The 12,585-nt window shown below is 50.6% G+C and carries 8 protein-coding genes; 6 read left to right on the top strand and 2 right to left on the bottom strand.

Annotated features, from left to right (window positions below):
* Positions 1–202 precede the first annotated feature (202 nt).
* Entirely contained in the window at positions 203–1,102 is a 900-nt protein-coding gene (locus JFY74_01035) for a DMT family transporter (protein ID QQG28695.1), read from the top strand.
* Here JFY74_01035 and metR read toward each other — a convergent pair.
* The gene (gene metR, locus JFY74_01040) at positions 1,008–1,943 is read right to left on the bottom strand and encodes an HTH-type transcriptional regulator MetR (GenBank protein ID QQG28696.1); all 936 of its coding nucleotides are present in this window, start codon (positions 1,941–1,943) and stop codon (positions 1,008–1,010) included. The two genes, JFY74_01035 and metR, sit on opposite strands and share 95 nt — an antisense overlap.
* Positions 1,944–2,047: 104 nt before the next feature.
* Here metR and metE point away from each other — a divergent pair, with 104 nt between their 5' ends.
* The 3 genes from metE (at position 2,048) to JFY74_01055 (ending at position 8,838) form a co-directional block, all read left to right on the top strand.
* The gene (metE, locus tag JFY74_01045) at positions 2,048–4,312 is read left to right on the top strand and encodes a 5-methyltetrahydropteroyltriglutamate--homocysteine S-methyltransferase (GenBank protein ID QQG28697.1); all 2,265 of its coding nucleotides are present in this window, start codon (positions 2,048–2,050) and stop codon (positions 4,310–4,312) included.
* Between the two features lie 545 nt (positions 4,313–4,857).
* Positions 4,858–6,492, top strand: a complete 1,635-nt coding sequence (locus tag JFY74_01050) for an MCP four helix bundle domain-containing protein (GenBank protein QQG28698.1) — start codon at positions 4,858–4,860, stop codon at positions 6,490–6,492.
* 684 nt (positions 6,493–7,176) lie between these two features.
* Positions 7,177–8,838, top strand: coding sequence for an MCP four helix bundle domain-containing protein (locus JFY74_01055; GenBank protein ID QQG28699.1), 1,662 nt, complete (start codon positions 7,177–7,179; stop codon positions 8,836–8,838).
* An 872-nt stretch (positions 8,839–9,710) separates the two neighbouring features.
* Here JFY74_01055 and JFY74_01060 read toward each other — a convergent pair.
* A complete protein-coding gene (locus JFY74_01060) occupies positions 9,711–10,538 on the bottom strand; it encodes a dienelactone hydrolase family protein (GenBank protein QQG28700.1) in 828 nt (275 codons plus the stop codon).
* A 330-nt stretch (positions 10,539–10,868) separates the two neighbouring features.
* Here JFY74_01060 and udp point away from each other — a divergent pair, with 330 nt between their 5' ends.
* Both udp and JFY74_01070 read left to right on the top strand, forming a co-directional pair.
* Positions 10,869–11,639, top strand: a complete 771-nt coding sequence (gene udp, locus JFY74_01065) for a uridine phosphorylase (protein QQG28701.1) — start codon at positions 10,869–10,871, stop codon at positions 11,637–11,639.
* A gap of 149 nt (positions 11,640–11,788) precedes the next feature.
* A complete protein-coding gene (locus JFY74_01070; protein QQG28702.1) occupies positions 11,789–12,571 on the top strand; it encodes a tyrosine-protein phosphatase in 783 nt (260 codons plus the stop codon).
* The last annotated feature ends 14 nt before the right edge of the window (positions 12,572–12,585 follow it).

Consider the following 12,585-nt stretch of genomic DNA (forward strand, 5'->3'; position numbering starts at 1 on the left):
TTTTGATAAAAAAGTAGCACTGATTAAATATATTTAATGACGTGGATGCTACCTGATAAAGGTTATTTAACGCCGCCTCTCTCCGTTGTTAAGCTTATTTTCTGTTTGTTCGTTATTCACCCTAATGTAAACCACATTGACTGAAATTCATTCAGCCATCTCCGTTACAATGGCGATACTTTTTTCCTAAGCGGATGTTGTCGTGCCATTACTCACTATCACCACTATTTTGTGGGCATTTTCATTTAGCCTGATTGGCGAATATCTGGCGGGTCAGGTTGATAGCTGGTTTTCTGCGATGTTCCGTCTGACGGCCGCAGCCGTGGTGTTTTTACCGTTCTTACGCCTGCGGGGTTACACGCCGCGTGTCATTTTCTTGTATATGTTAGTGGGTGCTTGCCAACTTGGTATCATGTACCTGTTCGTGTTCCAGGCTTACCTGTACCTGACCGTACCTGAGTTTTTACTCTTTACGGTGATGACGCCGCTGTACGTTACGCTGATTTACGATCTGCTTGCCCGACAGCGCCTGCGCTGGGGTTACGTGATGAGCGCTCTGCTGGCAGTATTCGGGGCGGCGGTGATCCACTATCACGGCGTGAGTGAACATTTCTGGTGGGGATTCCTGCTGGTTCAGTCGGCGAACGTGTGTTTTGCCGCAGGTCAGGTGGGTTATAAGCGCCTGATGGAGCTCTATCCCGTGCCACAGCACTGTGCGTTTTCCTGGTTTTATCTGGGGGCTGCGATCGTGACGATAGCCGCGTGGCTGCTCTTCGGTAATCTGGATAAATTACCTACCACAACCTTGCAGTGGGGCGTGCTGGCATGGCTGGGGATTGGCGCTTCTGGCTTGGGTTATTTTATGTGGAACTACGGCGCAACCCAGGTGGATGCCGGAACGCTTAGCATAATGAATAACTTTCACGTGCCGGCTGGTCTACTGGTCAACTTCGCTATCTGGCATAAAACGCCAGACTGGCTGAGCTTTATCGTGGGGACGATAATTATTACGTCCTCACTGTGGGTACACCAGCGTTGGGTCGTGAAGCGTCCTTCACAAATGGTAAGTGCTCACAAGCGTGCTGACGCGCCGAACGAATAAACGCATCAATCACCGGTTGGCGCTGCTCTCCGTCACGGACGGCGGCGTACAACCGGCTCCAAAGTCCCTCACCTAGCGATTTAGTTACAATTAGCCCCTGACGCTCGAAACTCTCCACCACCCAGTGCGGTAGCGCGGCGATGCCCATACGGGCGGCGACCATCTGAATCAGCAGCAGCGTATTGTCCACGCTTTTCAGCGTAGGACTGACGCCTGCAGGTTGTAAAAAGTGACGCCAGACGTCCAGCCGTTGCCGCTGTACCGGATAAATCATCAGGGTCTCGGCGGTGAAATCCTCCGGTTCGATTTTCTCTTTTCCTGCCAGCGGATGGTCGGGAGCCAGCACCAGTCTGACTTCAAAATCAAACAGAGGCGAATAGTGTAGGCCACTGCGCGGCATGATGTCGGAGGTCATAACCAGATCCAGTTCGCCTTGTTGAAGTGCTGGTTGAGGATCGAACGTCACGCCTGATTTAAAGTCCATCACCACCTGCGGCCAGTGCTGATGGAATTCGTCTAGCGCAGGCGTCAGCCACTGAATACAGCTATGGCACTCAATTGCCAAACGCAGCGTGGTTTGGTGTGGCTCGTGGCACGACTGTAACGCCTGCTGGATTTGCGGTAACACCTGCTCTGCCAACTGCAACAGAATTTCTCCCTGAGGTGTAAAGCGCAGCGGCTGGCTTTTACGCACGAATAACCTGAACCCAAGGCGCTGTTCCAGATCGCTGAACTGGTGGGATAACGCCGATTGAGTTTGGTGAAGTGCAGCGGCAGCGGCGGCTAACGATCCGGTATTGCGCAGTGCTTGCAGCGTTCGCAGGTGTTTAAATTCGATCATGAGAGTCCTTCACAGTGACAGTGAATAAATTGCGCTTGTGATTACTACAGTACCTGCGGATTATGGATGTGTAAACATCTGGACGGCTAAATGAGGAGTTAACGATGGCGATTGTGAATCATACACTGGGTTTTCCGCGCGTTGGACTACGCCGTGAACTGAAAAAAGCGCAGGAAAACTACTGGGCAGGTAACGCGACACAGGAAGAGTTGCTGACCGTTGGACGTGAGCTACGTGCGCGTCATTGGCAACAACAGAAGGATGCTGGCGTTGATCTGCTGCCAGTGGGTGATTTCGCCTGGTACGACCATGTGCTGACCACGAGTCTGCTGTTGGGTAACGTGCCTGCGCGCCATCAGAATGAAGATGGCTCGGTCGATCTAGATACGCTGTTCCGTATTGGTCGTGGACGCGCGCCAACCGGTCAACCCGCTGCTGCGGCAGAAATGACCAAGTGGTTTAACACTAACTATCACTACATGGTGCCGGAATTCACCAAAGGGCAGCAGTTCAAGCTGACCTGGACACAGCTGCTGGATGAAGTCGATGAAGCGCTGGCGCTGGGCCATAACGTGAAGCCTGTTCTGTTAGGTCCGGTTACCTACCTGTGGCTGGGCAAAGTGAAGGGTGAGCAGTTTGACCGTCTGTCGCTGCTGCAGGACATTCTACCCGTTTACCAGCAGGTGCTGGCTGAGTTGGCGAAGCGCGGCATTGAGTGGGTGCAGATTGATGAACCTGCACTGGCACTGGAACTGCCGCAAGAGTGGCTGGCCGCGTTTAAACCGGCTTATGACGCACTGCAAGGTCAGGTGAAACTGCTGCTGACGACTTATTTCGATAGCGTTAGCCAGAATCTGGAAACAATCAAAGCGCTGCCGGTTCAGGGGCTGCATATCGATCTGGTTTACGGTAAGGATGATGCCGCAACGCTGAGCGCCCAATTACCTGCTAACTGGGTTCTGTCTCTGGGGGTGGTTAACGGCCGTAACGTCTGGCGTGCTGACCTGAGCAGCTGGTTCGAGCGTCTGCAACCGCTGGTGGGAACGCGCGATCTGTGGCTGGGAAGCTCATGTTCACTGCTGCATAGCCCTATCGATCTGAGCGTGGAAGTACGTCTGGATGATGAAGTGAAGAGCTGGTTTGCCTTTGCGATTCAGAAATGTGCGGAGCTGTCACTGCTGTCTCAGGCACTGAACAGCGGCAACAGTCAGGCTCTGGAAGCCTATAGCGCACCGATTCGTGCTCGCCGTACCTCAACGCGTGTGAATAACGCCGCTGTGACACAGCGTCTGGCGGCCATCACCGCACAGGACAGCCAGCGTCAGAACGTGTATTCAGTTCGTGCGGATGCTCAGCGTGAGCGCTTTAATCTGCCTGCGTGGCCGACCACCACAATCGGTTCTTTCCCGCAAACCACCGAAATTCGCGGCCTGCGTCTGGATTTCAAACAGGGTCGTCTGGATGGCAATAACTACCGCACCGGTATTGCTGAGCACATCAAGCAAGCCGTGGTTGAGCAAGAGCGTCTGGGTCTGGACGTGCTGGTGCACGGTGAAGCCGAGCGTAATGACATGGTGGAATACTTCGGTGAGCATCTGGATGGATTTATCTTTACCCAGAACGGCTGGGTGCAGAGCTACGGTTCTCGCTGTGTGAAGCCGCCTGTTATCATTGGTGATGTGAGCCGTCCAGAAGCGATCACCGTTGAGTGGGCGAAATACGCACAGTCTCTGACCGACAAGCCGATGAAAGGCATGCTGACAGGTCCGGTGACAATCCTGTGCTGGTCTTTCCCGCGTGAAGACGTTACGCGTGAAACCATCGCTAAGCAGATTGCGCTGGCGCTGCGTGATGAAGTGGCAGATTTGGAAGCCGCAGGCATTGGTATCATCCAGATTGACGAACCGGCACTGCGTGAAGGTCTGCCGCTGCACCGCTCTGACTGGGATGCTTATCTGGCATGGGCGGTGGATGCCTTCCGTCTGAATGCCGCTGTGGCGAAAGATGATACGCAAATCCATACCCACATGTGTTATTGCGAGTTTAACGACATCATGGATTCTATCGCCGCGCTGGATGCAGACGTGATTACGATTGAAACCTCTCGTTCCGATATGGAATTGCTGGAGTCGTTTGAAGAGTTTGAGTACCCGAATGAAATCGGCCCAGGCGTTTATGATATCCACTCTCCGAACGTACCGAGCGTGGAATGGATGGAAGATCTGCTGAAGAAAGCGGCGCAACGTATCCCAGCGGAACGCCTGTGGGTGAACCCGGATTGCGGTCTGAAAACTCGTGGCTGGCCGGAAACGCGTCAGGCGCTGGCGAATATGGTGCAGGCAGCGCAACGTCTGCGTGAAACCCAGTAATAGCTAATGGCTGATGACACTGATGACATCAGGGAGGCTATGGCCTCCCTGATTTTTTACACCTATAAAATACGCACTATTTCCCCAACCTTCCGATTGTTTATTATTTCCTCCTGCAAGTTTTTCTTCCTTCCCGAAAATTAACTATATTGTCTTTCCTTTAATAAAATCGCCGCGCTATCCCCCTTGTTTTTCTGCATCGACTGGTAGGTTATTTCTCGAAAAGGATTATTTATCCGCTATCAAGATATTTATTCTTCGGCGTGGTTAATCGACGCTGTCATAAAGCTAAGGAATATTTTGCCGATAAGGTAGACGGCATGGAAGCGGCTCTGGATGTACCAATAGAGCGAGGTTGTTTGTATTTTTTAACGTTTTAATTATGTTGAAAGTGCACCTGCAATTACTCTCTTATGGGTATATTTAAAATACCCATAAAGCATATTTATTTTTCCGAAAAAAAGATTATTTCCCACTCTGCGGCGTTATTAGACGATAGCTGTGCGCAGTAGTCATTATTATGTATTACCTAAAAGGAGTGAGACATGAGTTTAGCGAATTGGCGTATTGGCTATCGATTAGGAGGCGGGTTTGCCATCTTGATTCTGATGTTGTTTACCGTGAGTATTTTTTCTTTGTCTAAATTGTCCTCTTTTCAGGATGGTGCCAGAGATATCGTCAAAGAGGTTTATCCGCAAACGGTAGATGCTAATGACCTCATCGATAACGTGAATGGGCATTTTGTCGCTTATTTACAGATGATGCTGGTATCCGGTCAGGAACAGCGTCAGGGATATGTCGATCGGATTATGGCGTACCGCAAGGAAATTAGTCGTCTGCTCGACAATCTGGAAAACAATGCCTCAGGGGAGCTTGCCCGCAAGCAAGTGGGGGTTGTCCGCGGGTTTCGTGCCGAATTCATCAAGTCTGGCGATAAAATTATTAGTGATGCGCTGGCGGGTAATAACGACGTCGCCGTCGCCGAATTCAACAACACCCTGAACGTAATTCAGCGCAATTACCGTGACTCGGTGAAGCAGTTGGTGAATTACCAAAATGATGCAATGGATAATTCTGTCGAGACCATGGCAGAGGTATACAACGATACTCGCATGATTTTGCTGCTTATTTTGGTGCTAGGTGCCGTATTTGGGGCGCTGATTGCCTGGGCTATCACGCGCAGCGTAACCCGCCCAATAGAGCAGGCTTTGCAAGTAGCAGACAGAGTGGCGCAGGGCGATCTGACCTCACGTATTACGGTGACCAGCAAGGATGAAACTGGGCTGCTGCTGCAATCATTGGATCGCATGAACACCAGCCTGAGCACGATTGTTGGTCAGGTGCGTGATGGCGCGGAAACGATCTCGACGGCGGCGTCACAAATCACGGCAGGTAACCAGGATCTGTCATCGCGTACTGAAGAACAGGCCAGCTCGCTGGAAGAAACCGCAGCCTCAATGGAGCAGTTGGCATCCACCATTAAAAACACCGCGGAAAACACCCAACAGGCGACGGAGATTGCCAATAAGGCGACCGGTGCGGCGAAACAAAGCGGTGATGTTATGCTTTCCGTGACGCAAAAAATGCGCGGCATTCGTGATTCATCCCAGCGTATGGCGGAGATCATCGGCGTGATTGATGGTATCGCTTTCCAGACCAACATTCTGGCGCTGAACGCTGCCGTTGAAGCCGCACGTGCGGGTGAGCAAGGGCGTGGTTTTGCCGTGGTAGCGGGAGAAGTCCGTTCGCTGGCACAGCGCAGTGCGACTGCCGCACGGGAGATTAAGGACTTGATCGACGATTCCGTGAGCAAAATTCGTGAAGGCATGGAACTGGTTGATACCGCTGAAGAAACGATGGGCGGATTAACGGCTCACGTGAAAGACGTACACGGCATTATCAGCGAGATTTCACAGGCCAGCCGTGAGCAGAGCGACGGAATTAACCAGATGAATCTGGCGGTTGGGCAGATTGATACTACGACCCAGCAGAATGCGGCCTTGGTTGAAGAGTCTGCCTCTGCGGCACTATCTCTGGAATCACAAGCCTCTGCTCTGGCAGAGGCGGTAAGCGCGTTTAAAATACGGTCGTATAGCCGTGGTGACATCGGTTCTTATGCACCGATGCCAATGAGTACCCCAACGCTGTCTCTGGCACTGGTCGGGGCAAAAAAAGCGTAAACTTAGCGCAATAATTTGACAGAGTTGCTAACGCGACGTTTATTCCATCAGGGAGGCCATAACCTCCCTTATTCCTTTCATACTCTATATAGAGCAAATACGGGATTTTCTCTTCTTATTCAGCTTGTTATCCTTTTTTTTTAAATATTTCCATCTCTTTGTTTTTAATATCAAATATATCTGGCTATCCGTTTATGTAACTTAGTCGTTATTTCTGTTAATAATTCGTAGATTAATGTGTGATTTTTCCGATCGAAATCGACTCTTTGATAGCCACTATCTATTTATTATTTACTTTTGAATGATTTAAACGATCAAATAATAAAGGTCATGGGCTGTGTGCCGATAAAATGGATAACACAGGAGCGGCTATGGTTGTATGAGTTCGGAGAGGGAAGACCATCATTATCATCTCAATCCCGTCTCGGCGGTCTTATCAGTTGTATTGGTATCATTGTTAGATTTATTTCCACTTTTACACCTCAACACCCGAGGAACTATTTGGTTTTTGATAGCGCCTCTCATGCTGAGAGCGTGCGTAAAATGCCTGCCTCAAGGTATCTCTGGTGTGTCAGGGGGAACCTTTTTCCTTCGGATAGCCAGCCATTCTCCGCCCTGTGGTTCCATCAAATTGCGACATGTGCGCAATTGACATTGCTATGCATTACCTAAAAGGAGTGAGACATGAATTTAGCGAATTGGCGTATTGGTTATCGACTGGGTGCAGGGTTTGCCATCCTGATTTTGATGCTGTTTGTTGTGAGCATTTTTTCTTTGTCTAAGCTATCCAGCTTTCAGGGTAGTGCCAGAAGTATTGTGAAAGAGGTTTATCCACAGACAGTGGATGCCAATAGCCTCATTGATAATGTAAACAGCATCCTGGTGGCCTATCAGCGGCTGATGCTGGTTTCGGGTGAGGATAAAATCAAGGAAAACGTCGACCGTGTGAATGGGTTCCGTCAGGAGATTGGCCGTTTGCTGGACAAGCTGGAAAGCCAGACGGTTGAAGAGCGTTCGATTTCCCAGCTGCGTGCTATCCGCGCAATCCGTAACGAATTTTTGAAATCCGGTGACAAGATTATCAGCGAAGTGGTGGCGGGTAATCGGGAAGCGGCGATTGAGGAGTTCAACAACAACTTGAATGTTACCCAACGTCAGTACCGCGACGCGGTAAGACAATTGGTGAATTATCAAGATGATGCAATGGATACCTCCATTGAAGCGATGGCTGAGGTATACAGCAACACCCGCATGATTTTGTTGCTTATTTTAGCGCTGGGTGCCGTATTTGGAGCACTGATTGCCTGGTCAATTACGCGCAGCGTAACCCGACCGATACAGCAGGCTTTGCAAGTGGCAGACAGAGTGGCACAGGGCGACCTGACCTCACGTATCACTGTTACCAGCAAAGATGAAACCGGATTGCTGCTGCAATCGTTGGATCACATGAACACCAGCCTGAGCACGATTGTCGGGCAGGTACGTGATGGGGCAGAAACTATCTCAACAGCAGCCTCGCAAATCGCCGCAGGCAATCAGGATCTGTCAGCGCGTACCGAAGAACAGGCCAGCTCGCTGGAAGAAACCGCAGCGTCGATGGAACAACTGACGTCCACGATTAAAAACACGGCGGAAAACACCCAGCAGGCAACAGACATCGCGAACAAAGCCTCTGGTGCGGCGAAGCAAAGCGGCGACGTTATGGTTTCCGTGACGCAGAAAATGCGCGGTATTCGTGATTCATCCCAGCGTATGGCGGAAATCATCGGCGTGATTGACGGCATTGCGTTCCAGACCAACATTCTGGCGTTGAACGCCGCAGTTGAAGCGGCGCGTGCGGGTGAACAGGGTCGAGGCTTTGCTGTGGTGGCGGGGGAAGTGCGTTCTCTGGCACAACGCAGTGCGACCGCCGCACGTGAGATTAAGGATTTGATCGACGACTCCGTGAGCAAGATTCAGGAAGGGATGTCGCTGGTGGATACTGCCGAAGAAACGATGGGTGGGCTAACGGGCTATGTGCGGGATGTGAATGAGATTATCAGCGAGATCTCTCAGGCCAGCCGTGAACAGAGCGACGGAATTAACCAAATGAACCTAGCGGTTGGGCAAATTGATACCACGACCCAACAGAATGCGGCGCTGGTTGAAGAATCTGCCTCTGCAGCACTTTCCTTGCAAGCGCAGGCCTCTGTTCTGGCAGAAGCGGTCAGTGCATTTAAGCTTCTGCCGTATGGCAACGGAAAAACGGTTTCTTACGCATCGACGCCAATACGCACGCCAGCATTGTCTTTAGCGCCTGCGGCGGCGAAGAATAAGGGAAATAACGGCGACTGGACGACGTTCTAACGAGCAGGCTGTCGTAGCCCTCTCTTACCACCGTTGCACTGGTAAGTGAAAAGATTTACCCAATCTGGATTTGGCGTTTGGCCTCATCCAGATTTTTTACTTATACAGCAGAGATTATTTAATTACACCATATGAAAATTTTTTAACTCTTTACATTTTTACAACCATTTTTTATTCATTTAACTCCCTCCGTAATTTTTTAGTAAATTCAATCTGAGATAATGATTCCTAGTCTATTCCGTAAAATAGACTAGGATATTTGGATGATGTTTTTTTTAAAACAAACACCCTATATTATAAAATACGAAGGGGTGAATTTAATAATGTTTTTAATTTTTAATATATTTAACTGCAGCGATGTTTATTAATTTTATCTTTGTCGTAATGTAATGTTCAAGGTGATAAAAATAGTATAAACAACTTATTATGAGGAAATCATTATGTCACAAACAATCGTAGTCCATGGCGGAGCTACCGCAACGATTTATTCTTATGATAGCCCAATCAGTACCAACTGATGCGCCTCTATTAACCGCTCAAAATTACGGACCTAGTGAAGTAACCGTAACAACGTACTGGGGTGCACCTTATTTGGACGGTGGGTGGCATGTGATTGGTGCTTGTACTATCCCTGCGGGAGGTGCCCAGGACCTTAATGTGGCTAATAACCCATTCTATCACTTTAAGGTTGATGTCACTAACAACGGTGATCAGGATACTGAGGTGGGCTACACGATGTAGTAGCAATATCCTGAAGATGTATTGAATAAATATCAAACAGGGCCTATTTGGTCCTGTTTGATTGAGTAAGCTTGAATTATGTAATGAGTCGGCATTTGGCTAAATATAGCGTTACTCTCGTCAATTCTTCATTATTTGACATCATAACGTTCGAACCACGCCAGCATACGTTGCCAGCCGTCTTGTGCGGATTCTTCATGGTAACTAGGGCGGTAATCAGCATGGAAAGCATGCCCAGCGTCGGGGTAAACGATAATATCTGCCGCCGCATTGGCCGCACGCAGTGCCTGCCTCATGATATCCACTCGCTCCAGAGGAATACTCTCGTCTTTCGCGCCATATAATCCCAACACGGGTGCTGCTAATTCCGTGGCGATATCCACCGGATGCTTGGGGCTATTCAGCGTTTTCTCACCCGTACATTTGCCGTACCAGGCAACGGCCGCCTTGAGCTGTGGGTTGTGCGCGGCGTAGAGCCAGGTGATGCGTCCGCCCCAACAGAAACCCGTTATCGCCAGCTTACTGGCATCGCCACCCTGTTTAATCGCCCAGTTGGCGGCGCGATCGAGATCGGACAGCACCTGCGTATCAGGCACCTTGTAAACCAACTCGGTCAGGATTTGCTGAATGTCGTTATAGTGGCTAGGGTCGCCCTGACGAAAATACAGCTCTGGCGCAATGGCCATGTAGCCCTGCTTGGCCAGCCTGCGGCAAACATCCTGAATGTGTTGATGAACGCCGAAAATCTCCTGCACCACCAGAACGATAGGGAGCGGCCCGTCGTGGTTTGCCGGTCTGGCGATATACGCGGGTAGCTGCTCACCCTGAGAAGTAATGGTGGTTTCACTGGCAACGATACCGACAGAATCTGTCGTAATGATGGAGGAGGTCTGCGGTTCCACCGCTGGGGATAGCCCTTGGGGAAGATGTGTGAAGGTCGTCTGTTCATCAGTCTTCATTACGCGATCTCCTGTTATCGGCCGATTTTCATGGAAAGAGGGATTTCAGAATATCCATGATAAATACTATCAATGATTAAAGAATCTACACTAGAAGACAATTAATCGGCAAAAATGACGTCCTTATCTGACAGTTAGTGATTTTGATCACATTTTTTATGTATGTTGATGTTTGTTTCTTTTTCATCGGTGACTGCCGTCACTTAAAAAAACGTAATGATGCGCTAGAGTCTTTTTATTGAACGGACGCCGACTGGCTGCGAAAGGCAGCATAGATGAGCGTCCGGCGCGATTTCTCTGAATACCCAATTGATTGCCCGGGAGGCAGTTATGTCTACATCTGATGTGTTCCATCTTGGTCTGGTCAAGAACGATTTACAGGGCGCGACGCTGGCTATTGTCCCCGGCGATCCTGAGCGTGTTGAAAAAATTGCTCGCCTGATGGATAACCCGGTACATCTGGCATCACACCGTGAATTTACGTCCTGGCGTGCAGAGTTGGACGGCAAGGCAGTGATTGTTTGCTCGACCGGTATTGGCGGCCCGTCAACGTCAATCGCGGTAGAAGAATTGGCACAGCTCGGCATCCGGACTTTCCTGCGCGTCGGCACGACGGGGGCGATTCAGTCCGGCATCAACGTCGGCGATGTGCTAGTGACCACAGCCGCCGTCCGTCTGGACGGGGCTAGCCTGCACTTCGCGCCAATGGAATTCCCAGCCGTTGCTGATTTCGGCTGTACCACCGCGCTGGTGGAAGCGGCGAAGGCCTCGGGTGCGGCGTTGCACGTAGGCATCACGGCGTCTTCCGATACGTTCTACCCCGGTCAGGAACGCTATGACACCTTCTCTGGACGCGTTGTCCGTCGCTTCCGCGGCTCGATGGAAGAATGGCAGAGCATGGGCGTGCTGAACTATGAAATGGAATCCGCCACGCTGCTGACCATGTGCGCCAGCCAGGGGCTGAAAGCGGGCATGATCGCGGGCGTGATCGTGAACCGTACCCAGCAGGAAACCCCGGATGCGGCGACCATGAAACTGGCCGAAACCACCGTCATCAAGGTGTTGCTGGACGCGACTCGCCGTTTGTTAGCGGCTGAATAAGCACAAAAATTGATGGTATTTTGGGCTGGTCATCGCAGAGGCCAGCCCTTATTCTAATAACCTGTTCTGGTTTATTGGGTTAACCTGCGACATGCTCTGCGTGTGTAATACGGTTGCCTTGCTCGCCTTTCAACCTCGCAAGGAGATGTATGACCGAACCAACGTTGCTTCATCCCTCTTTATTGCCGCTGGACGGCGGAATCAACTTCCGCGATTTAGGTGGTAACCGCGCTGCTGACGGGCGGCTTATTCGACACGGTAAACTTTTTCGCTCTGGCTCGCTGGATCTGCTGAGTCAGGCTGACTGTGAGCATCTTGCTGGCGTACCTATTTCCCATGTGGTGGACTATCGGGATGCTGATGAAATTGCGCAGAAGCCTGACATATTGTGGACGGGGGCTAATTATCACGCCTATCCGGCCAACCCATTACGCCACGAAGTGACGGCTAATCTGGATTCACTGGGGTCCGATGTGCTGGCGGCGTTTGATTCTCGGGCATTCATGTTGGAGCTCTACCGCCGTTTGCCTTTCAATAACTCGGCCTATACACAACTGGTGTCGTTGTTATTACGGCCTGATGAGGGCGGGCTAGTGCAGCACTGCGCCGTGGGCAAAGATCGCACGGGTATCGGTTCTGCACTGGTGATGTTTGCGCTGGGTGCGGATGAACAGACGGTGATGGAAGATTACCTGCTCACCGAGACGACGCTGACGCCCTTCCGCCAGCAGCTACTGACACATCTGTCGGCAACGCTGAATGAGAAAGCGCTGGGACAGTTCTCTTATGTGCTGTCGGTGCAGGAAGAGTTCATTGTGACGGCATTGCAGGCCATCTACGAACGACACGGTTCGATCGATAGCTGGCTTGAAGTGGAATACGGTCTGGATAATCGTGCACGGAACTATTTGCAGGATAAATATCTGGCGTAAGGCTGCTACCTCGT

Source organism: Pectobacterium carotovorum, from assembly GCA_016415585.1.
Taxonomy (GTDB): domain Bacteria; phylum Pseudomonadota; class Gammaproteobacteria; order Enterobacterales; family Enterobacteriaceae; genus Pectobacterium; species Pectobacterium carotovorum_K.